Raw genomic sequence first — 21,721 nt, 5'->3', positions numbered from 1 at the left:
ATAAAAGTTATGTCCTGGTTCAACCATATGCGTCGCAAGGCTCGGCCCAAGGCCGACAATGAGGGGGAGGCAACTCCCCCTCCCTTCCCGACCGTATCCACATTCCTAGGCATTGCGGCGGTCATGATCGTGATCTGGCTGCTGGTCTACGGGCCACCCTTTTCGGCATCCGATCGATCGGTGCCATCCAACAACACCGATACTGGAGCCATCAAATGAGCCAGTCCAAATCAGCGAGCATCCTGGATGCTAGCATCTTGTGGCCCGCCATCGGCGGGGCCTTCAGGAAATTGAACCCGCGCACCCTGATCAAGAATCCGGTGATGTTCGTCGTCGCCGTTGTCTCGGCGCTTACGACCGTCCTGTTCGTCAGGGACCTGATCACCGGCGGCGGCGATTTCAAATTCACGCTGCAGATCATCATCTGGCTGTGGTTCACCGTGCTGTTCGCCAATTTCGCCGAAGCGGTCGCCGAAGGCCGCGGCAAGGCGCAGGCCGATTCGTTGCGCAAGGCGCGCACCGAGACCCAGGCCAAGCTTTTGACCGGCGAAGACCGCACGAAATACAAGCTTGTGCCCGGCACCAGCCTCAAGGTCGGAGATGCCGTGCTGGTCGAGGCCGGCGACATCATCCCGTCCGACGGCGAGGTGATAGAAGGCGTCGCCTCGGTCAACGAGGCCGCGATCACCGGTGAATCGGCGCCGGTCATCCGCGAATCCGGCGGCGACCGTTCGGCGGTCACCGGCGGCACGCAGGTGTTGTCCGACTGGATCCGCGTGCGCATCACTGCCGCTTCCGGCCACACCTTCCTCGACCGCATGATCTCGCTGGTCGAAGGCGCCGAGCGCCAGAAGACGCCGAACGAGATCGCGCTCAACATCCTGCTCGTCGGCATGACGCTGATCTTCGTGCTGGCCACCGCGACGATCCCGAGCTTTGCCTCCTATTCGGGCGGCTATATCTCGGTGACCGTTCTGGTCGCCCTGTTCGTGACCTTAATCCCGACGACGATCGGCGCCCTGCTGTCGGCCATCGGCATCGCCGGCATGGACCGCCTGGTGCGCTTCAACGTGCTGGCCATGTCCGGCCGCGCCGTCGAAGCGGCCGGCGACGTCGACACGCTGCTGCTCGACAAGACCGGCACGATCACGCTCGGCAATCGCCAGGCGACGCAGTTCCGCCCGGTCAAGGGTGTCACCGAGCAGGAACTGGCCGACGCGGCCCAGCTCGCCTCGCTCGCCGACGAGACGCCTGAAGGCCGCTCGATCGTCGTGCTGGCCAAGGAGAAATACGCCATCCGCGCCCGCGACATGGCAACGTTGCACGCCACCTTCGTGCCCTTCACCGCGCAGACCCGCATGAGCGGCGTCGACATCGATGGTTCGTCGGTCCGCAAGGGCGCCGTCGATTCGGTTCTCGCCCATGTCAACCAGTCGACATCAGCCTCCCATGGCACGCGCCCAAGCAGCGAATCCGTCCGCGATCTGCAGGCCATCGCCGACGAGATCGCCAAGTCAGGCGGCACGCCGCTGGCGGTGGAGCGTGACGGGCGCCTGCTCGGCGTCGTGCACCTCAAGGACATCGTCAAGGGCGGTATCAGCGAACGCTTCACCGAACTGCGCCGCATGGGCATCCGCACGGTGATGATCACCGGCGACAATCCGATGACGGCCGCGGCGATCGCCGCGGAAGCCGGCGTCGACGACTTCCTCGCCCAGGCGACACCCGAGGACAAGCTGAAGCTGATCCGCGACGAGCAGGCCAAGGGCAAGCTGGTCGCCATGTGCGGCGACGGCACCAACGATGCGCCGGCCCTTGCCCAGGCCGATGTCGGCGTTGCCATGAACACCGGTACGGTCGCCGCCCGCGAGGCCGGCAACATGATCGATCTCGACAGCGATCCGACCAAGCTGATCGAGATCGTCGAGATCGGCAAGGCGCTGCTGATGACGCGCGGTTCGCTGACCACCTTCTCGATCGCCAACGACGTCGCCAAGTACTTCGCCATCATCCCGGCGATGTTCGCCGTCTTCTACGTCGCGCCGGGACAGACGACCGGCCCGCTGCAGGCGCTCAACATCATGCATCTGGCGACGCCGCAAAGCGCCATCCTGTCGGCCATCATCTTCAACGCGCTGATCATCATCGCGCTGATCCCGCTGTCACTGAAAGGCGTCAAATATCGTGCCATCGGCGCCGGTGCGCTGCTCAGCCGCAACCTGCTCGTCTACGGCCTCGGCGGTATCATCGTCCCCTTCGTCGGCATCAAGGCGATCGACATGATCGTCACCGCCCTCGGCCTCGCTTAAGGAATATTTCCATGCTCACCCAGATAAGACCCGCGATCGTCATGATCGTCTTCTTCACGGTGCTGACCGGCCTGATCTATCCGATCGGCATGACCGGCATCGCCCAGGCGCTGTTCCCGCGCCAGGCCAATGGCAGCCTGATCGAAAAGGACGGCAAGGTCATCGGCTCCGAACTGATCGGCCAGGGCTTTGCCAGCGACAAGTATTTCCACGGCCGGCTTTCAGCGGCCGGCACCAATGGCTACGACGCCTCCTCCTCCAGCGGCAGCAACCTCGGCCCGACCAACCCCAAGCTGATCGACCGCATCAAGGGCGACGCCGAGAAGCTGAAGGCGGAGAACCCGAGCCAGCCTGTTCCGATGGACCTGGTGACGACGTCCGGCAGCGGCCTCGATCCTGATATCAGCCCCGAAGCGGCCTATTTCCAGGTCGCCCGGGTGGCCAAGGCCAGGGGTATCGACGAAGCCAAGGTCAAGGCGCTTGTCGACGGCCAGGTCAAGGGCAGGGAGCTCGGCTTCATGGGAGAACCGGTGGTCAACGTGCTCGGTCTCAACCTTGCGCTGGACGCCGCGAAATAGTGAATGGTGGGTGCCGGGGATCGACAGTACCCCCGGCGCCATCCATGATCGATGCTGATGCCGGACGACAGCCGCAACGAAACCAGACCTTCTCCCGACGCGCTTCTCGATCATGCCGAGCGGGAGGAACGCGGCCGCCTGAGAATATTCCTGGGTGCGGCACCCGGCGTCGGCAAGACCTACGAGATGCTGATGTCGGGCCGCGCCAGGCTGGCCGACGGCGTGGACGTGGTGATCGGCGTCGTCGAGACGCATGGCCGCAAGGAAACACTGGCCCTGGTCGAGGGCTATGAGGTCATTCCGCGCCGCAAGGTCGACTACAAGGGGCGCGTCCTCGACGAGATGGATATCGACGCCATCCTCGCCCGGCGTCCGGCGCTGGTTCTCGTCGACGAACTCGCCCACACCAACGCGCCTGGCAGCCGCCACCCCAAGCGCTACCTCGACGTCCAGGAAATCCTGACGCGAGGCATCGACGTCTACACGACGCTCAACATCCAGCATGTCGAAAGCCTGAACGATGTCGTCGCCCAGATCACCAAGGTCAGGGTCCGCGAGACGGTTCCCGATTTAATCATCGACCAGGCCGACGATGTCGAGATCATCGATCTCACCCCCGACGACCTGATCAAGCGGCTTGAGGAAGGCAAGGTCTATTTCCCCAACACTGCCCAGCGCGCCATCGAGAATTATTTCTCGCCCGGCAATCTGACAGCGCTTAGGGAATTGGCGCTGCGCCGCACCGCCCAGCGCGTCGACGACCAGTTGCTGATCCATATGCAGGCGCACGCCATTCCCGGACCGTGGGCAGCGGGGGAAAGGGTCCTCGTCTGTCTCGACGCGCGCCAGGGAGGATCGGCCCGCGTCCGCTATGCACGCAGGCTGGCCGACCGGCTCCGCGCGCCGTGGACGGCGCTGCATGTCGACAGCCCTCGCTCGGCCAGCATGCCCGAGGAGGACAAGGACCGGCTCGCCACGAACCTGCGCCTCGCCCAACAGCTTGGTGCCGAGGTGACGACCATTCCGGGTCAGAATTTGGCGCAGGACATCGTGCGTTATGCGACGGCGAACAATTTCACCCATATCGTGGTCGGCAGGCCGACCCGGTCGCGCTGGCGCGAATTGATCGAAGGCTCGCTCACCTACGATCTCATCCGCAATGCCGGTGACATCAGCGTCCATGTCATTTCGGGAAACGAACGCAACACCGAGGCGACGTCGAGGAACGTCAGGGCGGCGGACGAGCAGTGGCAGTTCCAGATCGGGCCCTATCTCAAGGCCACGGCCTATGTCATGGGCTCGCTCGCCTTCGCCGTCCTTCTCGACCAGTTCCTGGACGTTCGCAACCTCGCCATCATCTTTCTCGTCGGGGTGCTGGCATCGGCGGTGACCGGCGGATTGTGGCCGGCTCTGTATGCCTGTCTCGCCAGCGCGCTTGCGTTCAACTATTTTTTCCTGGAGCCGCGCTATACACTGACGATCCGGGATCCGGAGAGCATCGTTGCGCTCGGCGTGTTCCTGGTTGTCGCCGTCATTGCAAGCAATCTGACGGTGCGCGTGCAGCGCCAGGCGATCGCCGCCCGCTCGCGGGCGCGGGCCACCGAGGACATCTACCTCTTTTCAAAGAAGCTCGCCGGCGCCGGCACGCTCGACGACGTTCTCTGGGCCACCGCCTTCCAGATTGCCTCGATGCTGAAGCTGCGGGTGGTGTTGTTGCTGCCCGAAGACGGAACGATCACCGTCAAGGCCGGCTATCCGCCCGACGACACGCTGGCCGAGGCCGACATCGCAGCCGCCCGCTGGGCCTGGGAGCACAACCGTGCCGCGGGACGCGGCGCCGATACGCTTCCGGGCGCCAAGCGCCTCTATCTTCCCTTGCGCACTGGGCGCACGGCAATCGGCGTCATCGGCCTCGACAACAACAAGCAGGGTCCGTTGCTGACGCCCGAGCAGCAGCGCCTGCTCGATGCGCTGGCCGACCAGGCGGCGGTCGCCATCGAGCGCATCCAGCTCGTCGCCGACGTCGACCGCGCCAAGCTCGCGGCAGAGGCGGACAGGCTGCGCTCGGCACTGCTCACTTCCATCTCGCATGACCTGAAAACGCCGCTCGCCGCCATCATGGGCGCGGCCGGTACGCTGAGGGAGTTCGCGCCGGCACTTCCTGAACAGGACCGGTCGGAGCTGCTGACAACCGTGCTCGACGAATCCGAGCGGTTGAACCGCTTCATCGCCAATCTGCTCGACATGACCAAGATCGAGTCCGGCGCGATGGAGCCAAACTACGCCTTCCACTATGTCGGCGACATCGTCGGTTCCGCCCTGCAGAGGGCCAGGAAAATCATCGCTGAGCACAAGACCGAGATCGACATCCCCAACGATTTGCCGATGTTGAAAGTCGACCCCGTGCTGTTCGAGCAGGCGCTGTTCAATCTCCTCGACAATGCGGCGAAATACGCGCCGCCCGGCTCGACGATCCGGATACAGGGCTGGTCCGACAATGGTTCCGTTATCCTGCAGATCATGGATGAAGGGCTGGGCATTCCTCCCGGCGACCTGGAACGGATTTTCGACACGTTCTACCGAGTGCGCAAGCGCGACCAGGTCCGCGCCGGCACCGGGCTCGGCCTGTCGATCTGCCGCGGCTTCATCGAGGCGATGGGGGGCACGATCACGGCGGCAAACCGAACCGACCGTTCGGGCGCGGTCTTCACCATCAGGATGCCGAAGCCGGCGAACCAGCCCGATCTCGATGCCGCCAATACGGACGACAACGAAGTGGGTGACTTGGCATGACAAACTCGAACGTCAGGATATTGGTTGTCGACGACGAGCCGCCGATCCGCAAGCTGCTTCGTGTCGGGCTCGGCAGCCAGGGCTACGCGATCAGCGAGGCGCCGAATGCCAAGGCAGCGATCGAACTGATGGATGTGGAGAAGCCGGATCTCGTCCTGCTCGATCTCGGCCTGCCCGGCATGGGTGGCCACGAGCTGTTGCGCAAATGGCGCGACGACGGCCTCGACATTCCGGTGGTCATCCTGTCCAGCCGGACCGACGAGGCCGGCATCGTCCAGGCTCTAGAACTTGGCGCCGACGACTATGTCACCAAGCCGTTCGGGATGAATGAGCTGGTTGCGCGCATCCGTGTGGCGCTGCGCCACAAGTTCCAGCAGCAGGGTGAAAAGCCGGTGTTCCAAACCGGCGACCTGTCCGTCGATCTGGTCAAACGCATCGTCAAGGTCGAAGGCAAGGACGTCAAGCTGTCGCCGAAGGAATACGAGATCCTGCGCATCCTGGTGCAGCACGCCGGCAAGGTGCTGACCCACCATTTCCTTTTGAAGCAGGTCTGGGGCGATTCGACCGACGTGCAGTATCTCAGGGTCTATGTGCGGCAGCTCAGGCAGAAGATCGAGAAGACCCCCGACCAGCCGCGCTATATCACCACCGAGACCGGTGTCGGCTATCGACTGCGAGAGGTCGAATAGAGGCCGTTCGATGTGACGCTCTATCTCTTTGTTTTAAAGCAATTCCATGAGGGAAAGCGCCAACGCGCTTTTCCCGGGTTTCACACTTTCCTCGAATTGCTTTAACCAACAGCCTCCTGCAGGCGGTTTGCCGTCGACGATGTCCGCAAGGCCGCGAGGCAGCCCACAATGCCGAGCGGCACGAAGGCAAGAAACAGCCAGGACGCGACATTCGCGGCCGCGTCATGATTCAGTCCTTCTGAAAAGCCGCTGGCATTGGCAACGATGCCGGCAAGTGCTGCCCCCACGGCATAGCCGATGCGCTGCATGGTCGGCACGGCCGCCGAGGCGATGGTCTGCTCGTCCTCCGGGGCGGAGGCGACGATGACGCGGGTCAGGAACGGCCAGGCGATGCCGAAGCCGCCGCCTTGCAGCAGGGCGCAAAGCAGGATCAGCGGAATGGAACCCAGCGGTATCGTGTAGGCAAAGCCGGCGATGCCTGCCGCGATCATCAGCGCGCCGCCAACGATGATCAACCGCTCTCGGTGCGGTGGCGCATTGGCGACGAGGATCGACAGGATCGACCAGGCGATCGATTCGGCGGCGATGATGTAGCCGGTGGTGAGCAGCGGGATGTTGTGCAGGCTGGTCAGGATCAGCGGCCCGTAGACGCCGAAGGAACAGGTCGCTACCGAAAAGGCGGCGACCATGGTCATGCCGGCGCCGACCGGTGTGCGCCAAGAGAACAGCCGCGTCGGAAAAAGCCGGGAGCGCGGCTTCAGCGCGTCGATGTAGAAGAACAGCACCAGGCCGATGAGGCCGAGGGCCATCAGCACCGACGAGCGCAGCAGGGCGATGTCAACGCCTGCCGAGGCGATCAGCACCACGGCGACGGCAAGGCAGCCAAGCGCTGCGAATGGGAAGGGCGGCGCCTTGCCCGCGGTCGCCTGCGGCCTGGTGGCCTCGGGCGTGTTGAGGACAATCAGGCTCGCCAGGGCCATCGCAGTGCCGCCGAAGGTGAAGATGCCAAAGGCCCAGCGCCATGACAAAACCTCGGTCATGATCGCGCCGAGAAGCGGGCCGCTGAAGGCAGCGACGCCCCAGATCGCCGACATGATGCCGAAAAGCTGCGGCCAGATGGCGCGCGAGAACAGCCGTTCGACCGAGACGAAGGCCAGCGACACCAACGCGCCGCCGCCAAGCCCCTCGATCAGGCGGCCGGCAAGGAACAATTGCATGGAAGGCGAGGTGGCGCAGATCAGCGCCCCGGTGGCATAAAGGAGGGCGGCAACCACCATGTTGGTGCGCAGCGCCACATAGCTCACCAGCCGTCCGGCCGCAGCGCCGGCGACGATGGCGCCGAGTTCATAGATGGCCAAAGACCAGCCGACGAGCTGGACGCCGGCCAGTTCGCCGACCATGGCCGGCATCACCGTCGCCACCATCGTCTCGTTGGTGGCGTGCAGCAGGATGCCGAGGCTGATGAAGCAGAAACGCGCCAGGTCGCCGCTTGCCCACAAAGCGCGCCAGTCGACCCTGTTGGTGCTGATTCCGGTCATGTCCACCCCTGCCTTCCATATCTCGACGCCAACGCATGGCGCCAGAAGCCAGTCTGGGTTTCCGGCAGGACCATGCGCAGGCAGGAGCGTGCATCGCGCGCCGCGTCGAGGGCGCCGCTCAAGTCGGGGCAGGCTTGTAAAACCTCAACCGGGGTTGAGCTCAAGCGAAATTTTTCGAGGGTTTATCGGCAAGCGACCGAGCGATCAATTCTCGGTGCTGCGCAACTGGAACTGGCTGACGCCGATGGCGAGGTTGATGCCGGTCTGCGTCTGCAGGCTGAGTGGCTGCAGGGTGAAGGCCTGCGAGGAGCCGCCGACCAGCAGATTGGCACCGGCGCCGACTGCGGCGGTCACCTCAGCGCTGGCGCCGATATAGTCGCCTGCCAGCGCGCCCGGCGCGTAGATGTTCTTCAGCGGTGTCAGCACGATCCACTGCATCACCGTCTGCTTCGTGGTGCCGATGTCGAGGCCGTATTTGTTGACGGCGCCGAAATAGGCTTCCGGTGCAAAAGTCTTGTCGGCGGGGTTGAAGGTGCAGCTCAAATCCTTGCTTGAGCCGAAGATGAACCCGGTGCCGCCGCCGATGGCGCAATCCAGCACGCCGAGTTCGATGCCCTTGTCCTGTGCATGCGCCGCTCCGGTAAGCGTGGTGGCGAATATGGCAGCAGCGATGGCTGTCTTTGGCATGCAGTCCCCCAGCGGTTCGGAACCGCTCTATCTCTTTGTTTTGACGCAATTCCCTAAGGGAAAGCGCCACGCGCTTTACCCGGGAAAGCCGTTTCACTCTTTTCCGGGTATCGCTCCAAGAATCAAACGGCGCGGAACCATCTTATCTGGTTCCGCGCCGCAAATAGAGGGGTCGTGGAGCGCATGGCTCCATGCAATCACTTGAGCGAGTGGATCAGCTCGAGCGAGGTCACTGCAACTGCGAGGTTGACGCCGGTCTGTGCCTGTACGCTGAGCGGCTCCAGCATGAAGGCGCTGTTGAAGCCACCGACCAGCAGGTTGGCGCCACCGCCTGTAACCACGCTGGCCTCGGCATTGACACCATAATAGCTGCCGGCGAGATCGCCCGCATCACGTTCGCGCGTTGCCGCCAGCACGGCCCAGACGAGCTGGCCCTGATGCGTCTGGCCGACATCGACGCCGATCTTGGAGATGACCCCGGTGTAAATCTCCGACGGTCCGTGATGGTAGGGGCGGAAGACACAGGACACGCCCTTGTTGGAAGCGACGATGTAAGAGGTGCCGCCATCAATGGTGCAGTCGAGCGTTCCGAGCTGCAGCTTGCCGGCGCTGGCAGGGGCGGCGGCGAACACCGTCGTGGCGAGGGCAGCGGCGCAAGCGAGTTTCTTGATCATGGTGGGTCCTTTCGCAAATTGCTTGGAATAACGGCTTGGGTGGCCAGACCGTTCCCCTGAAAACTTGGCGCGAACAAGGCACGCGCCAACACCTTTCCGCCGGGGTTAATGCGCGGTTGCCGGACTGATGGGTTTTCGAGAGCCGCGCGCTCGTTCGGGCGCACAACGGGCAGCGCTTTGATTAGCGTCTAGGTCGCACCGCTGACGCGGGCGAGGCCATCCTTGGCCGGCTGGTAGGTCGGATCAAGATGCACGGCTTCGCGGTAGGATTTCCCCGCCTTGACCTTGTCGCCGCGCCGCTCGTAGATCAGCGCCTGATTGGCCCAGGCCTCGGCGTTCTTGCCGTCGAGCTTGATCGCCATGTTGAAGTCGGCAAAGGCGTTGTCTTCGTCGTTGGTGGCCAGATAGGAAAGGCCGCGGCCATTGTAGGGCTCGGCGGCGTCCGGCGCCAGCGAGATGGCGGTCGAGAAATCCTCGATGGCGAATTTGTGCTGGCCCTGGCTCTGATAGATCAGGCCGCGATTGTGGTAAGCGCGCGCATCGGTGGTGTCGAGCTGGATTGCCTTCTGGAAGTCGTTGAAGGCATCCTGGGTGCGACCCGCCTTGCGGTAGAGATTGCCGCGGCCGATATAGGCGGCGTCATAATTGCTATTGATCTGGATCGAACGGTTGTAGTCGTCGAGCGCGGCCTTCTGATTGCCGAGGAAGCGCTGAATGAGCGCACGGTTCGAGTAGGCCTGGTAGAAATTCGGGTTGAGCTGGATGGCCGTGTTGAAATCCTGGAGCGCCGCCTGGTACTGGCCGCCACGGCCATAAGCGGAGCCGCGCACATTGTAGCCTTCGGGATCCTTGGGATTGCGCTGGATCACCGCCGACAGCGAGGAGATGTTCTCGCTCGAGCCTTGCGCCTTGTCGATGTTGTTGAATTCGCCTGTAGGGCCCGCCGTCTGGCAGCCGGCCAGCGCCAGCCCGGAAAGCAGGGCTGCCGTCAGGGCAAAGCCGCGCAATGGGGTTCTGCGCTCCACGCTGATTGCGTTCATGTCTGCCCTGTCCTCACTTCAGTCGCGTCACTCGGGTCCGGGTCCCCCCTCCGGGCCGGGTCAAAATTGTCGTAAAGCGTTAGAGCGTCCTTTGCGCGTCCAAGTGGACGCCTGTCGCCCTAAACAAAAAGGTGGCGGCGATTCCGCATCGCGCCACCTCTGGTATCCTTCGAAAAGGACGAAAAATTGACGTTAGAACCGCGGCGGGCGCGGAGCACCACCTGCACCGCCGGCGGCGCCAGCAGCAACCGGACGCGGCGTCATCGGCAGCAGGCCTTCGCGCTGTGCGCGCTTGCGGGCCAGCTTGCGGGCGCGGCGCACGGCTTCGGCCTTTTCACGGGCACGCTTCTCGGAAGGCTTTTCGTAATGGCCGCGCATCTTCATTTCGCGGAAAATGCCTTCGCGCTGCATCTTCTTCTTGAGCGCGCGAAGCGCCTGATCAACGTTATTGTCGCGGACGAGTACCTGCACGGGCAATCCTGTCTTTCGGGTTTGATATCAACAGGCAAGCGGCCATAGCCACAAGCCTCCGCGGCGATCTACACCACGAATTGTGGCGGCTGATAGCAGAATCAGGCCGCGCTGTCCACAGCCGAAATGAACATCAGCGGCAAACCGCAGCCGGTTTGCCGCTGGATCGGGAGCCGACTACGCCGTAGCGAGGTGAAGCCGCTCGAAATCCTCGAAGAACTCACCATAGTCGCACGTGATCTCCTCCCCGGCCGCGATGTCGCGGGTGGCGATGGCGCCGCCATACTGCGAAAAATCGGTATTCGGCCGCTCGGCGTGATTCATGAAACGCCCATTGTCGACCTCATAGACCATGAAACCGGGACGGTCCGGGCTTGGATAGGCATAGCGGTCGAGCAATTCCCTCAGATGCGAGGGGGCTGCCTCGTATTTTTCCATCGGAATCAATCGGTCGAAATCCGGATCGAGCCGCCAGATCGAGGCGCCTTTCCTGATCGGCTCGGCGGCGAACACGCCGACGCCTTCGATTGCACTCGCAGCCACGTAGGTTCTGATCAGCATCATGGTTCCAGGACCTGTATTGGCAAAAGACCCGTTTCGACAGGAAACGGCATCGCCAAATCGCACGGAAAAAGCAAGACCGGCCGTCCACCTTGCGACAATCAACATGCATCCTGGCGGGGAAAGCCTTCACGTCCGGTTGATCGACACGCCGCCATCGGCAAAGAGCGCGGCTCCCGTGGTGAAGCTCGACGCGTCGGAGGCGAGGTAGAGGGCCGAACGGGCGATCTCTTCCGGTGTCGCGACACGCTTCAACGCATGCAGGTTTTCGACGAAAGCCCGAGACTCAGGAGTCTTGAAGGTCGCTGCCGGCGTGTCGGTGCCGCCGGGCAGCAGCGCGTTGACCCGCACGCCCTTTGGGCCATATTCCGCGGCCAGCACCTGCGTCAGCCCGATCAGGCCGGCCTTGCTCGCGGCATAGCTGGTCATGCCGGGCATGCCGACGGTGTTACCGACGAACGTGGAAGTGAAGATCAGCGAACCACGGCCACGCTCGATCATCGCCGGCACCTGATACTTCGCGCCGAGAAACGCGCTGGTGAGGTTGGTGTCGAGCGTCTCGCGCCATTCCTCCAGCGGCAGTTCCGAAATCGGACCCATGAGACCGACGGCGCCGGCGTTGTTGAAGGCGATGTCGAGCCCACCGAATTTTTCGACCGCCAGATCGACAAGGGCTTTCGCATAGGCTTCGTCACGGACATTGCCGGCAAGGGCGACGGCCGTGCCGTCGGCGTCGGCTATCTCGGCCACCAGCGCATCGAGCTCGGCCTGGCGGCGGGCGGCGACGATGACCCTGGCGCCTTCCTCGGCGAAGAGTCTTGCGGCGGCGCGGCCGATGCCGGAACTGGCGCCGGTGACGATGGCGATCTTGTTGGCGAGTGCGAGCATTTTCTGCATCCTTTTCTTCGCCAGCGGCGCCGGCAATCGGGAGGTTGATCGCAGGATGGGCGCGCGCGAGCCACCCGATACGTGCGGAGGCATCTGCTAAGATTTCTTGACGCCGGGCGGACGCCAAGCTACCAAGCCGTCATTCAACATTGCGGGTGGACGCGCCACCCATTCCAATGACCCCCCAAGACATCATGAGCAAGTTGCTGGAGCCCGGCTTCGAAGGCGACAGTACGTTGACGTTCGCTCTTCAATCGGAATTTAATAGAGGCTTTCCGCTCGAAAATCTTCGGCCGCTGCTGACGTCCGACAACCTTCATACCCAGGCCGCCGCCGCTTTCTTGGTGGCCGAAATCAGTTCCAAAATAAGCTACAAAGTGAATTGCGTCGTCGCGGAGATAGCCGATCTGCTCGACAGTGAAGTTTCGGGCATCCGGTTCGACGCAATCGAAGCGCTTCTGGGATGCACGACGCCTGCGGACGGCGCCATTCTCGGTCGCGTCATGCTGCGGCTGGATGACGAGCATGCCGGCGTTCGATGGAGAACAACCGAGTTCATCCGGTTCGCGGACCGGTGGCAGTTACGGCTCGCGGTGGAAAATGCTGCCACGCTGCGTCCGGACTCGGCCTTCCCGATCCTGGCAAAGGCTCATGGCCAGCACTTCAGGGCTACGACCAAGGGGATACGGTGGCTGCTCGATCATCCGGACGCGCTTGTGCGGCGCTTCGGTGCAGCCGTCGCAGTCAGGCCACGCTATGTGGTCGACGAGCAGCTCCTGGCAATGGCCGAAGGGTCGGATGATGCCGAAGTCAGAGAGATCGCGGCCAGTTGTTATCATAGCCATCTGACACCGATCTACGCCGTCTGGTCGTCTGCACTGTTCAGGCAAGGCATGTCATCCGCGTGACTTGCTGAGGCGCATCGAGAGTCTGGCGGCCCCTGTATCGGCCCGAACTATTGCTTCAGCAGCCATCCCAGGCGATCGAGCGAGAACGCGTAGCTGATGACGATGAGCAGGGCGACGATGATGCCCGTGGTCGTGTAGCCGGGCACGTAGAATCCGGCGGCACCACCGAACAGGATCGTCAGTTCCAGCGCCAGCCGCACCGCACCCGGTACCGGCACCGGGGCACGGCCCGACCGGCTCGGATCGTCGAGGACGGCGAAGGTGCCCCACAAGGCAGCGGCGATGAGCGGCAAGGCCAGGGCCAGGAGCCAGCGCCACAATCCATCGGAGAGACCCCAGCCCGACAAGCCGAGGCCGAGCAAGGCGGCAAGCTCCAGCAGGAAGCGCAACGTCAAATTCCACCAGGCATTGCCCATGATCGTCCTCCAGAGTGTCGCGACGGCAATGTGACTGAAGGCAACCATGGCTACCAGATCGCATGCGTCATTTTCGGCGCGGCGCAAAACGGCAAGCGCCGTCGCAAACAGCGCAAGGGTGGAAGCTGCGTTTCGCTAGTGATACACCTCGCGCGCCGAGGCTTGATGAACGCTTGGCTGCCATTTGCGAGGCTGGAACGTTGAAGAAATATTCGGTATTCGCCATCGCCCGCGAGGCCATGCGCGGCCACAAGGGGTGGGAGGAACAGTGGTCCTCTCCTGAGCCGAAGAAGGAGTATGACGTCATCATCGTCGGCGCCGGCGGTCATGGCCTGGCCACCGCCTATTACCTCGCCACGGTGCACGGCATCACCAATGTCGCGGTGCTGGAAAAAGGCTGGCTCGGCGGCGGCAACACCGGCCGCAACACCACCATCATCCGCTCGAACTATCTCTATGACGAGAGCGCCGGCATCTACGACCATGCGCTGAAGCTGTGGGACGGGCTCAGCCAGGAGCTCAACTACAACGTCATGTATTCGGCGCGTGGCGTCATGATGCTGGCCCACAACGTGCACGACATCCAGGTGCTGAAGCGTCATGTCCACGCCAACCGGCTGAACGGCATCGACAATGAATGGCTGACGCCGGAGCAGGCGAAGGAATTCTGCCCGCCGCTAAACACCTCCAAGGATGCCCGCTATCCCGTCGTCGGTGCGGCCTTGCAGCGCCGCGGCGGCACAGCGCGCCACGATGCCGTGGCCTGGGGCTATGCCCGCGGCGCCTCGGCGCGCGGCGTCCACATCATCCAGAATTGCGAGGTCACCGGCGTCAAGCGGGCGGCCAATGGCGCAATCATGGGCGTCGACACGACGCGCGGCTTCATCGGCGCCAAGAAGGTCGGCGTCGTTGCCGCCGGCCACTCGTCCGTCATCATGAACATGGCCGGCGTGCGCATGCCGCTGGAAAGTTATCCGCTGCAGGCGCTGGTGTCGGAGCCGGTCAAGCCGGTGGTGCCTTGCGTGGTGATGTCGAACACGGTGCATGCCTATATTTCGCAGTCCGACAAGGGCGAGCTGGTGATCGGCGCCGGCACCGACCAGTATGTCTCCTATTCCCAGACCGGGGGCCTGCACATATTGCAGCACACGCTCGACGCCATCTGCGAGATGTTCCCGATCTTCACGCGCATGAAGATGCTGCGCTCATGGGGCGGCATCGTCGACGTCACGCCCGACCGCTCGCCGATCCTGGCCAAGACGCCGGTGCCCGGCCTCTATGTCAATTGCGGCTGGGGCACGGGCGGCTTCAAGGCGACGCCGGGCTCCGGCCATGTCTTTGCCCACACCATCGCCAAGGACGATCCGCATCCGATCAACGCGCCCTTCACCATCGAACGCTTCCGTACTGGCCGCCTCATCGACGAGGCGGCAGCGGCGGCGGTGGCGCACTGATGATGGCGCAGATGGCTGTCGCGATGCCGCTGATGCTGGCGGGGGAACAGGGCATGTTCCATTTTCCGTCGGCGGACGAAGTGCGCACGCAGCCGATCAGTCGCGCCGGGAACGAGGCCGGATGGCCGTTTTCCGTCGATGACGGCATCCTGGCCTGCGTGTGGAGCGGCGGCCAGAAGGTGGTCATGTTCCTGGAGAACATGCCTTCCGACCAGGATGAGGACGACACATTCGAGCCGCGCCGCGTCATCGTCACGACCGATCCGATGCAACTCACCGTCGGCAACATGGCGTACCGCGACCTGTTTCGTCCGGCCGCAAGCGTGGAGGAGCGCATCCGGCTCGTCGCGCCCTTTGCGGCCATGGGCCAGAGGCTTTGCGACCAACCCGCCGGCGCTCACGTCGGCAACGGCGAATTGTAGGAACGAACCAAATGCTTCTCATCCGCTGCCCCTATTGCGAGGAAGAGCGCCCGGAACTCGAGTTCCGCAACGCCGGCGAGGCGCATATCGCGCGCTCGGCCAACATGGCTGGCGAGAGCGACGACGATTTCGAAAAGTTCTTCTTCATCCGCTCTAACCCCAAGGGGATCATCTATGAGCGCTGGCGGCACATGCATGGCTGCGCGCGCTTCTTCAATGCGGTGCGCGACACCGTCACCGACAAGTTCATCATGACCTACAAGGCCGGCGAACCAAAACCGTCGAAGCTGCCCAAAATCTCCAACGAAGTGGTTGCCAAATGAGCGGCGCGTTCCGCATTCCCGGTGCCGGTCGCCTCAAGCAGGCGAAGACCGCGCGGTTCAGCTTCGATGGCCAGTCCTACGCCGGCATCGAGGGCGACACGCTGGCTTCGGCGCTGCTTGCCAATGGCGTCCATCTCGTCGGCCGCTCATTCAAATATCACCGTCCGCGCGGCATCCTGTCGGCGGGCGCGGAAGAGCCCAACGCGCTGGTCGAGATCAAGCGCGACGCGGCGCGCAAGACGCCAAACGTGCGGGCCACCGTGCAAGAGCTCTATGACGGGCTTGAAGCACAGTCGCAGAACCGCTGGCCGTCGCTGTCCTTCGACGTCGGCGCGGTCAACGACATCGCGTCGCCGTTGTTTTCGGCCGGCTTCTACTACAAGACCTTCATGTGGCCGAAAGCGGCCTGGAAGAGCCTTTACGAGCCGAAGATCCGCGCCGCGGCCGGCCTTGGCGTTTCCCCGGATAAACCTGATCCCGATCATTATTCGTCGCGCTATGCGCATTGCGACGTGCTGGTGCTGGGCGGCGGTGCCGCCGGCATCGCGGCAGCACTTGCCGCGGCCGAGACGGGCGTGCGCGTCATCCTGGCCGACGAGCAGGCCGAGTTCGGCGGCAGCCTGCGTTTCGAGACCGGTGCCGGGATCGATGGCCAGGACGGTTTTGCCTGGGCGCAGGCGGCGATTGCTAGGCTTCAAGGGATGGACAATGTCCGCGTGCTCCCGCGCACGACGGCCTTCGGCTACTACGCGCAGAATTTCGTCGGCCTGGTCGAGCGCGTCAGCGATCATCTCTCAGCCCCTGGCCACGACCTGCCGCGCGAGCGGCTGTGGCAGGTGAGGGCCAAGCGCGTGGTGCTGGCCTCCGGCGCCATCGAACGGCACATGGTGTTCGCCGACAATGATCGGCCGGGCATCATGCTGGCCGGTGCGGCGCGCACATATCTCAACCATTATGGCGTCGCTGTCGGCAGACAAGTCGGCGTCTACACCGCCAATGATTCCGCCTATGCGGCGGCGATCGACCTTAAGAAGGCCGGCGTCAACGTGGCGGCGATCGTCGACCTGCGCGACCATCCGACCGGACCGGTGATCGACGAGGCGAGGGCGCTCGGCATCGAGGTCAATTTCGGCCGCGCGGTGATCCGCGCCGGCGGCAAATTGCGGGTGTCGTCGATGACCGTGCAGCCGAAGAATGGCGGCGGCGAACGCACCATCCCGGTCGATGCGATACTGATGTCGGCCGGCTGGACGCCGTCGGTGCATCTGTTCTCGCAGTCGCGCGGCAAGGTCGCTTTCAACGACGAGACCAAGCGCTTCGTGCCCGGCACTTATGCGCAGGATTGCGTCTCGGTCGGCGCCTGCAACGGCACCGACGGGCTGTCGGCGACGATCGACGAGGCTTATGCGGCCGGCGAGAAGGCAGCGAAAGATGCCGCTGCTAAAACCGCCAAGAGCAACAAGCCGAAGGTCGACGCCTCGGAAAGCTGGTCGCGCGGCATGCTGGGGGCTGCCCCTGGTGCCGGCCCGGACACGACGGTCAAGGCCTTTGTCGATTTCCAGAACGACGTCACCGCCAAGGATATCCGCCAGGCGGTGCATGAGGGCATGCGCTCGATCGAGCACGTCAAGCGCTTCACCACCAACGGCATGGCGACCGACCAGGGCAAGACCTCCAATATGCACGGCCTGGCGATCGCCGCCGAGGTACTCGGCAAGCCGATCCCGGAAGTCGGCCTGACCACGTTCCGCGCGCCCTATACGCCTGTCACCTTCGGCGCGATCGTCAGCCACGCGCGCGGTCCGCTGTTCGACCCGACGCGCAAGACGGCGATCCATCCGTGGGCCGAAGCGCAAGGCGCCGTGTTCGAGGATGTCGGACAGTGGAAGCGCGCGTGGTATTTCCCCAAGGGGGGTGAAGACATGCACGCCGCGGTCGACCGCGAATGCGTCGCGGTGCGAAAGACGGCCGGCCTGTTCGATGCCTCGACGCTCGGCAAGATCGAAGTGGTGGGGCCGGATGCGGCCAAGTTCATGGAACTGCTCTACACCAATCCGTGGGAGAAGCTGGAGCCAGGCCGCTGCCGTTATGGCATCATGCTGCGCGAGGACGGCTTCATCTATGATGACGGCGTCGTCGGCAGGCTGGCGCCAGACCGCTTCCATGTGACGACGACGACCGGCGGCGCGCCGCGCGTCATGAACCACATGGAGGACTATCTCCAGACCGAGTTCCCGCACCTCAATGTCTGGCTGACCTCGATCACCGAGCAGTGGGCGGTCATCGCCGTGCAGGGTCCCAAGTCGCGCGACATCATCGCGCCGCTGGTCGAAGGCATCGACATGTCCGACGAGGCGCTGCCGCACATGTCGGTGCGCGAAGGCAAGATCTGCGGCGTGCCGACCCGGCTGTTCCGCATGTCGTTCACCGGCGAGCGTGGCTTCGAGGTCAATGTGCCGGCCGACTACGGCCAGGCCGTCTGGGAAGCGCTGTGGGCCGAGGGCCAAAAGCATGGTGCGGCGGCCTACGGCACCGAAGCCATGCACGTGCTGCGCGCCGAAAAGGGCTACATCATCGTCGGCCAGGACACGGACGGCACGGTGACGCCGAACGATGCCGGGCTCGACTGGGCCGTCGGCAAGAAGAAGGCCGATTTCGTCGGTATCCGCGGCATGGCGCGGCCGGATCTGGTCGCCATGGGCCGCAAGCAACTGGTCGGACTCAAGACCAAGGACCCCAAGGTGGTGCTGGAAGAGGGCGCTCAGATCGTCGAGGATCCGAAGCAGGCGATCCCGATGAAGATGATCGGCCACGTCACCTCGAGCTACTGGTCGGAAAATTGCGGGCGCTCGATTGCCCTTGCGCTGGTCGCCGGCGGCCGCGACCGGATGGGCGACACGCTCTACGTGCCGATGCCGAACGGGGTGATCGAAGTGGAGGTTTCCGGCATGGTGTTCTTCGACGAGACGGGAGGGCGCCTGAATGGCTAAGGCCGCTGCAAAGAAGACAGCTCCGGTTGCATCGCCTTCGGTCGAGCGCCGTCCGGCGCTGGCTGGACGCAGCACCGCCGCGACTGGCGCCAAGGTCGAGGTGCTGCCGCCGGCCGAGCGCATCTCGCTGCGCGCGCCGGAGGCTTCGACTGCCGCTCTTTCCAAGGCGCTTGGTGTGACCTTGCCGAAAAAGCCGAAGACCTCGGCCATGAAGGCCGGCCGCACCGCTCTGTGGCTTGGACCCGACGAATGGCTGGTCATCGACGAGGCCGGCAACGAACCGCTCGCCGACTGCGCCGCGGTTGCCGCCCTCCATTCGGCCGTCGGTACATCGCATCGCAACATTGCAATTGCCGTGACGGGCGCCGGCGCGGCAGCGGCGATCAATTCTGGCTGCCCGCAGGATCTGTCCCTTGATGCCTTCCCGGTCGGAGCGGCTTCGCGCACCATCCTGGGCAAGGCCGAGATCGTGCTGCTGCGCACGGCGGCCGATGCCTTCAGGGTCGAGTGCTGGCGTTCCTTCTCGGACTATGTCTTTACTTTCCTGTCCGAGGGATCGCGGGACGCAGCGGTCTGAACTCGGAACGTTTTGCAGGGCACGCTCGTTCTGCATCCGCACGCCGAGGGAGAATACCGATGCCGTCGAATTCCGCGCCGAAGTCGCCGGTCAAGAAGAGCCCTGCCGTTCGTTCGCTCGAACATGAGAAGCACGAAGGCTCGAGCGCCGAAGAAGAACTTGAGGAAGGCCTCGAGGACACCTTTCCGGCCAGCGATCCGGTGTCGATAACGGGAACGGCCATCCCCGGCGGTCCCGCGAAGCCGGGCAAGGCCAAGACCGTGGCCGGCCGCAAGAAGCGCACGAGGTAGTTTCCATCGGACCAGGCCGGATCGGGCCTTCTCAATCCCATCGGGCATGCTATTTAAAGCGCTTTGGGAGAGAAAAATGCCGACAAAAGCCATCGTTTGGGGCGAGAACGTCCACGAGCAGACCAATGCCGCCGTGCGCGACCTTTATCCCTTGGGCATGCATGGCACGATCGCCGCGGCGCTCAACCAGGACAAGGGTATCGAGGCGACCACCGCCACCTTGCAGGAACCCGAGCACGGCTTGAGCGAACAGCGCCTGGCCACCACCGATGTCCTGCTGTGGTGGGGCCACAGGTCGCATGGCGAGGTCAAGGACGAGATCGTCGAGCGCGTGCAGAAGCGGGTGTGGGAAGGCATGGGGCTGATCGTGCTCCATTCCGGCCACTACTCGAAGATATTCAAGCGGCTGATGGGCACGCCCTGTTCGCTGAAATGGCGCGAGGCGGGCGAGCGCGAGCGCGTCTGGGCGATCAACCGCAGCCATCCGATCGCGCAGGGCATCGGCGAGTGCCTGGAGATCGGCGAGACGGAGATGTATGGCGAGCCGTTCGCGGTGCCGGAGCCGCTCGAGACGGTGTTCGTGTCCTGGTACGAGGGCGGCGAGGTGTTCCGATCCGGGCTGACCTACCAGCGCGGTGCCGGCAGGATCTTCTACTTTTCGCCCGGCCACGAAACCTACCCGATCTACCACAATGAGGGCGTGCAACAGGTGCTGCGCAACGCCGTGCATTGGGCGCACAACCCGGCGCCGGCCTGGTCCGGCATCACCAATGCGCCGAACGTGCCGACGGATGCCGCCAAGGAGAAGATCGTCCAGAAAGGGCTGCGCCTGCATGCCGACGGTGACAAGGGCCTGAGTTGATGGGCCAGGCCGGGCTACGCGTCAGCGTTCTACTGGGCCAGTCCGGTGCCGCCAACCGAGGCGGCGTCGCTTAGACCAAACTGCTCGCCAGGCCGGCTTTCAATTTGCGCCGGCCTCGGCGTTTGATTTTGTCTCAGAATGTGCTGGGCACGATCCACGGATTGATGCTGATGCCGAGCCGCGGGCCCTTGCCGTCAGCGGTATTTTCCGTGGAACCCTTCTTCTCGACCGAGCCGGTGGGAGCGCAATCGAGCTTCACGTGGGTCCTGGTGTCGACGCAGGTCGCAGCAGGTGCCTGCTTGACCGGTTGGGTGGCGCCGGCGGCGAAGGCCGAGCCCGAAAGTGCCAGCATGGCGGCGAGTGTGAGGAGTGTCGTTTTCATCGTCAGTCTCCGTTTTCGACCGTTGAATTTTTCCGTACGTGTACGATACGGTGTACATATACGTCTGGCGATGCCGACGTTCAAGTCAGAAACGTACATGTACGAATGAATTTTATTGAACTTTTATTGAACGCCGAAAATCGCGGCGTTCTGGCGCAGCCGAACACTCCAACCGGACGTTGGTCGCGGTTGTCAGAGCCTGTGTGGGATGCCGCTCAACACTTGACCGGCGTTTCGGTCAGCGGCGGCACGGTCTGCGTGCTCAGCGTGGCAAGCGTGAAATCGCACATCCGCTTCACGAAAGCCTGCGGGTCGCCGAACGGATAGAACGGAAAGGTAATCAGCAGCGAGATCGTGCCGTGGCCGACCGCCCACAGCATGGTGGCGATGGCGCGCGAGTCGCCCTGCAGCTTGCCGGCGGCGACACAGGCCTCGACCCTACTGATCAGCGCGTTCATCGCCGGGTTGCTCTCTTCCATGTCCTCATAGCTCCTGCCTTCCGGCAGCTTGGTCTTCTCGGTCATGAACACGGTGCGATATTCGTTGGGATTGCCGAGCCCGAAGGCGGCATACTCGGTCATGACCGCCTGCAATGCCTCGATCGGATCGTCGGACGAATGCTCCTCGATGCGGCGGGCAAGCGTCTCGAACGCATCTTCGGCCAGGGCGAACAGGATGTCCTGCTTGTCGGCGAAATAGGAATAGACCGACATCGGCGCGTAGCCGACCCGCTTGGCCAGTTTGCGGATGGTCAGGCCTTCATAGCCTTCTTCCTGGACGAGCTTGTGCGCGGCCTCGACCAACTCGGAGCGCAGTTCGGCCCTTTGTTTCTCGCGGCGTGTCTGGACGCTCGGCGGCAAGATCTCGTG

At 63.7% G+C, this 21,721-nt stretch carries 23 protein-coding genes; 13 read left to right on the top strand and 10 right to left on the bottom strand.

The features are described from left to right. The first annotated feature begins 9 nt into the window (after positions 1 to 9). Genes AC0ZT5_RS17840 through AC0ZT5_RS17820 form a run of 5 tightly spaced genes read left to right on the top strand, consistent with a single transcriptional unit; the run spans position 10 to position 6,369 of the window. Entirely contained in the window at positions 10 to 219 is a 210-nt protein-coding gene (locus tag AC0ZT5_RS17840) for a hypothetical protein (protein WP_488497492.1), read from the top strand. After that, positions 216 to 2,309, top strand: a complete 2,094-nt coding sequence (kdpB, locus tag AC0ZT5_RS17835; RefSeq protein ID WP_488497491.1) for a potassium-transporting ATPase subunit KdpB — start codon at positions 216 to 218, stop codon at positions 2,307 to 2,309. The genes AC0ZT5_RS17840 and kdpB overlap by 4 nt, the downstream gene beginning before the upstream one ends. Positions 2,310 to 2,320: 11 nt before the next feature. Continuing rightward, positions 2,321 to 2,887 (top strand): potassium-transporting ATPase subunit KdpC, encoded by a 567-nt coding sequence (kdpC, locus tag AC0ZT5_RS17830; protein WP_488497490.1) that lies wholly within the window; start codon positions 2,321 to 2,323, stop codon positions 2,885 to 2,887. Positions 2,888 to 2,944: 57 nt separating this feature from the next. Further along, entirely contained in the window at positions 2,945 to 5,680 is a 2,736-nt protein-coding gene (locus AC0ZT5_RS17825) for a DUF4118 domain-containing protein (protein ID WP_488497489.1), read from the top strand. Beyond that, positions 5,677 to 6,369, top strand: a complete 693-nt coding sequence (locus tag AC0ZT5_RS17820; RefSeq protein WP_488497488.1) for a response regulator transcription factor — start codon at positions 5,677 to 5,679, stop codon at positions 6,367 to 6,369. Before AC0ZT5_RS17825 ends, AC0ZT5_RS17820 begins: the two co-directional genes overlap by 4 nt. A 101-nt stretch (positions 6,370 to 6,470) precedes the next feature. Here AC0ZT5_RS17820 and AC0ZT5_RS17815 read toward each other — a convergent pair whose 3' ends face one another. From AC0ZT5_RS17815 to AC0ZT5_RS17785, 7 genes are all read right to left on the bottom strand, one after another. Continuing rightward, on the bottom strand, positions 6,471 to 7,907 hold the full coding sequence (locus AC0ZT5_RS17815) for an MFS transporter (RefSeq protein WP_488497487.1): 1,437 nt from the start codon (positions 7,905 to 7,907) through the stop codon (positions 6,471 to 6,473). A gap of 204 nt (positions 7,908 to 8,111) precedes the next feature. After that, on the bottom strand, positions 8,112 to 8,594 hold the full coding sequence (locus AC0ZT5_RS17810; protein WP_488497486.1) for a DUF992 domain-containing protein: 483 nt from the start codon (positions 8,592 to 8,594) through the stop codon (positions 8,112 to 8,114). A gap of 197 nt (positions 8,595 to 8,791) precedes the next feature. Beyond that, positions 8,792 to 9,268 (bottom strand): DUF992 domain-containing protein, encoded by a 477-nt coding sequence (locus tag AC0ZT5_RS17805; protein ID WP_095084635.1) that lies wholly within the window; start codon positions 9,266 to 9,268, stop codon positions 8,792 to 8,794. A 188-nt stretch (positions 9,269 to 9,456) separates the two neighbouring features. Continuing rightward, positions 9,457 to 10,308 (bottom strand): tetratricopeptide repeat protein, encoded by an 852-nt coding sequence (locus tag AC0ZT5_RS17800; protein ID WP_477398800.1) that lies wholly within the window; start codon positions 10,306 to 10,308, stop codon positions 9,457 to 9,459. A gap of 192 nt (positions 10,309 to 10,500) precedes the next feature. Next, complete coding sequence (gene rpsU, locus AC0ZT5_RS17795; protein WP_023810129.1) at positions 10,501 to 10,779, bottom strand: 30S ribosomal protein S21; 279 nt, start codon at positions 10,777 to 10,779, stop codon at positions 10,501 to 10,503. A 177-nt stretch (positions 10,780 to 10,956) separates the two neighbouring features. Continuing rightward, complete coding sequence (locus tag AC0ZT5_RS17790) at positions 10,957 to 11,343, bottom strand: SET domain-containing protein (protein ID WP_457153128.1); 387 nt, start codon at positions 11,341 to 11,343, stop codon at positions 10,957 to 10,959. A gap of 126 nt (positions 11,344 to 11,469) precedes the next feature. After that, positions 11,470 to 12,228, bottom strand: a complete 759-nt coding sequence (locus AC0ZT5_RS17785; RefSeq protein WP_488497485.1) for an SDR family oxidoreductase — start codon at positions 12,226 to 12,228, stop codon at positions 11,470 to 11,472. Positions 12,229 to 12,422: 194 nt separating this feature from the next. Between AC0ZT5_RS17785 and AC0ZT5_RS17780 the strand changes: the two genes are divergently transcribed. Further along, the gene (locus AC0ZT5_RS17780; RefSeq protein WP_488497484.1) at positions 12,423 to 13,136 is read left to right on the top strand and encodes a hypothetical protein; all 714 of its coding nucleotides are present in this window, start codon (positions 12,423 to 12,425) and stop codon (positions 13,134 to 13,136) included. 47 nt (positions 13,137 to 13,183) lie between these two features. Here the strand turns inward: AC0ZT5_RS17780 and AC0ZT5_RS17775 are convergent, their stop codons facing one another. Beyond that, complete coding sequence (locus tag AC0ZT5_RS17775; protein ID WP_488497483.1) at positions 13,184 to 13,552, bottom strand: DUF2568 domain-containing protein; 369 nt, start codon at positions 13,550 to 13,552, stop codon at positions 13,184 to 13,186. A 200-nt stretch (positions 13,553 to 13,752) separates the two neighbouring features. On the opposite strand from AC0ZT5_RS17775, the gene AC0ZT5_RS17770 reads away from it, so the two are divergent. The 7 genes from AC0ZT5_RS17770 to AC0ZT5_RS17740 all read left to right on the top strand — a co-directional run bounded on the left by AC0ZT5_RS17770 (position 13,753) and on the right by AC0ZT5_RS17740 (position 20,470). After that, positions 13,753 to 15,006 carry a sarcosine oxidase subunit beta gene (locus AC0ZT5_RS17770; RefSeq protein ID WP_488497642.1) on the top strand — a complete coding sequence of 418 codons (1,254 nt, stop codon included), beginning with the start codon at positions 13,753 to 13,755 and terminating at the stop codon, positions 15,004 to 15,006. Next, entirely contained in the window at positions 15,006 to 15,428 is a 423-nt protein-coding gene (locus AC0ZT5_RS17765; RefSeq protein ID WP_488497482.1) for a hypothetical protein, read from the top strand. Before AC0ZT5_RS17770 ends, AC0ZT5_RS17765 begins: the two co-directional genes overlap by 1 nt. 11 nt (positions 15,429 to 15,439) lie before the next feature. After that, the gene (locus AC0ZT5_RS17760) at positions 15,440 to 15,751 is read left to right on the top strand and encodes a sarcosine oxidase subunit delta (protein ID WP_379024984.1); all 312 of its coding nucleotides are present in this window, start codon (positions 15,440 to 15,442) and stop codon (positions 15,749 to 15,751) included. Further along, positions 15,748 to 18,741, top strand: coding sequence for a sarcosine oxidase subunit alpha (locus tag AC0ZT5_RS17755; RefSeq protein ID WP_488497481.1), 2,994 nt, complete (start codon positions 15,748 to 15,750; stop codon positions 18,739 to 18,741). The genes AC0ZT5_RS17760 and AC0ZT5_RS17755 overlap by 4 nt, the downstream gene beginning before the upstream one ends. Further along, entirely contained in the window at positions 18,734 to 19,318 is a 585-nt protein-coding gene (locus AC0ZT5_RS17750; RefSeq protein WP_488497480.1) for a sarcosine oxidase subunit gamma, read from the top strand. The genes AC0ZT5_RS17755 and AC0ZT5_RS17750 overlap by 8 nt, the downstream gene beginning before the upstream one ends. A gap of 59 nt (positions 19,319 to 19,377) precedes the next feature. Continuing rightward, positions 19,378 to 19,608: a hypothetical protein gene (locus AC0ZT5_RS17745; protein WP_457150378.1), complete on the top strand. Its 231-nt coding sequence runs from the start codon at positions 19,378 to 19,380 to the stop codon at positions 19,606 to 19,608. 76 nt (positions 19,609 to 19,684) lie between these two features. Beyond that, on the top strand, positions 19,685 to 20,470 hold the full coding sequence (locus tag AC0ZT5_RS17740; protein ID WP_457150377.1) for a ThuA domain-containing protein: 786 nt from the start codon (positions 19,685 to 19,687) through the stop codon (positions 20,468 to 20,470). A 133-nt stretch (positions 20,471 to 20,603) separates the two neighbouring features. On the opposite strand, the gene AC0ZT5_RS17735 is transcribed toward AC0ZT5_RS17740, so the two are convergent. Both AC0ZT5_RS17735 and AC0ZT5_RS17730 read right to left on the bottom strand, forming a co-directional pair. Continuing rightward, positions 20,604 to 20,852, bottom strand: a complete 249-nt coding sequence (locus tag AC0ZT5_RS17735) for a DUF680 domain-containing protein (RefSeq protein ID WP_488497479.1) — start codon at positions 20,850 to 20,852, stop codon at positions 20,604 to 20,606. A 215-nt stretch (positions 20,853 to 21,067) separates the two neighbouring features. Continuing rightward, positions 21,068 to 21,712: a TetR/AcrR family transcriptional regulator gene (locus tag AC0ZT5_RS17730; protein ID WP_488497478.1), complete on the bottom strand. Its 645-nt coding sequence runs from the start codon at positions 21,710 to 21,712 to the stop codon at positions 21,068 to 21,070. Between the last annotated feature and the right edge of the window lie 9 nt (positions 21,713 to 21,721).

The sequence above is a fragment of the Mesorhizobium sp. CNPSo 4670 genome (genome assembly GCF_057784235.1).
This window is presented reverse-complemented; position numbering and strand designations above follow the sequence as displayed.

Excerpts from the sequence above, each read along its gene's own strand:
- AC0ZT5_RS17745 (WP_457150378.1), top strand. The coding sequence starts at position 19,378 with ATGCCGTCGAATTCCGCGCCGAAGTCGCCGGTCAAGAAGAGCCCTGCC.
- AC0ZT5_RS17735 (WP_488497479.1), bottom strand. The coding sequence starts at position 20,852 with ATGAAAACGACACTCCTCACACTCGCCGCCATGCTGGCACTTTCGGGC.
- AC0ZT5_RS17775 (WP_488497483.1), bottom strand. The coding sequence starts at position 13,552 with ATGGGCAATGCCTGGTGGAATTTGACGTTGCGCTTCCTGCTGGAGCTT.
- AC0ZT5_RS17815 (WP_488497487.1), bottom strand. The coding sequence starts at position 7,907 with ATGACCGGAATCAGCACCAACAGGGTCGACTGGCGCGCTTTGTGGGCA.
- AC0ZT5_RS17755 (WP_488497481.1), top strand. The coding sequence starts at position 15,748 with ATGAGCGGCGCGTTCCGCATTCCCGGTGCCGGTCGCCTCAAGCAGGCG.
- AC0ZT5_RS17820 (WP_488497488.1), top strand. The coding sequence starts at position 5,677 with ATGACAAACTCGAACGTCAGGATATTGGTTGTCGACGACGAGCCGCCG.
- kdpB (WP_488497491.1), top strand. The coding sequence starts at position 216 with ATGAGCCAGTCCAAATCAGCGAGCATCCTGGATGCTAGCATCTTGTGG.
- AC0ZT5_RS17790 (WP_457153128.1), bottom strand. The coding sequence starts at position 11,343 with ATGATGCTGATCAGAACCTACGTGGCTGCGAGTGCAATCGAAGGCGTC.
- AC0ZT5_RS17785 (WP_488497485.1), bottom strand. The coding sequence starts at position 12,228 with ATGCTCGCACTCGCCAACAAGATCGCCATCGTCACCGGCGCCAGTTCC.
- AC0ZT5_RS17780 (WP_488497484.1), top strand. The coding sequence starts at position 12,423 with ATGAGCAAGTTGCTGGAGCCCGGCTTCGAAGGCGACAGTACGTTGACG.
- AC0ZT5_RS17800 (WP_477398800.1), bottom strand. The coding sequence starts at position 10,308 with ATGAACGCAATCAGCGTGGAGCGCAGAACCCCATTGCGCGGCTTTGCC.
- AC0ZT5_RS17810 (WP_488497486.1), bottom strand. The coding sequence starts at position 8,594 with ATGCCAAAGACAGCCATCGCTGCTGCCATATTCGCCACCACGCTTACC.
- AC0ZT5_RS17840 (WP_488497492.1), top strand. The coding sequence starts at position 10 with ATGTCCTGGTTCAACCATATGCGTCGCAAGGCTCGGCCCAAGGCCGAC.
- AC0ZT5_RS17805 (WP_095084635.1), bottom strand. The coding sequence starts at position 9,268 with ATGATCAAGAAACTCGCTTGCGCCGCTGCCCTCGCCACGACGGTGTTC.
- kdpC (WP_488497490.1), top strand. The coding sequence starts at position 2,321 with ATGCTCACCCAGATAAGACCCGCGATCGTCATGATCGTCTTCTTCACG.
- AC0ZT5_RS17740 (WP_457150377.1), top strand. The coding sequence starts at position 19,685 with ATGCCGACAAAAGCCATCGTTTGGGGCGAGAACGTCCACGAGCAGACC.
- AC0ZT5_RS17765 (WP_488497482.1), top strand. The coding sequence starts at position 15,006 with ATGATGGCGCAGATGGCTGTCGCGATGCCGCTGATGCTGGCGGGGGAA.
- AC0ZT5_RS17825 (WP_488497489.1), top strand. The coding sequence starts at position 2,945 with ATGCCGGACGACAGCCGCAACGAAACCAGACCTTCTCCCGACGCGCTT.
- AC0ZT5_RS17760 (WP_379024984.1), top strand. The coding sequence starts at position 15,440 with ATGCTTCTCATCCGCTGCCCCTATTGCGAGGAAGAGCGCCCGGAACTC.
- AC0ZT5_RS17750 (WP_488497480.1), top strand. The coding sequence starts at position 18,734 with ATGGCTAAGGCCGCTGCAAAGAAGACAGCTCCGGTTGCATCGCCTTCG.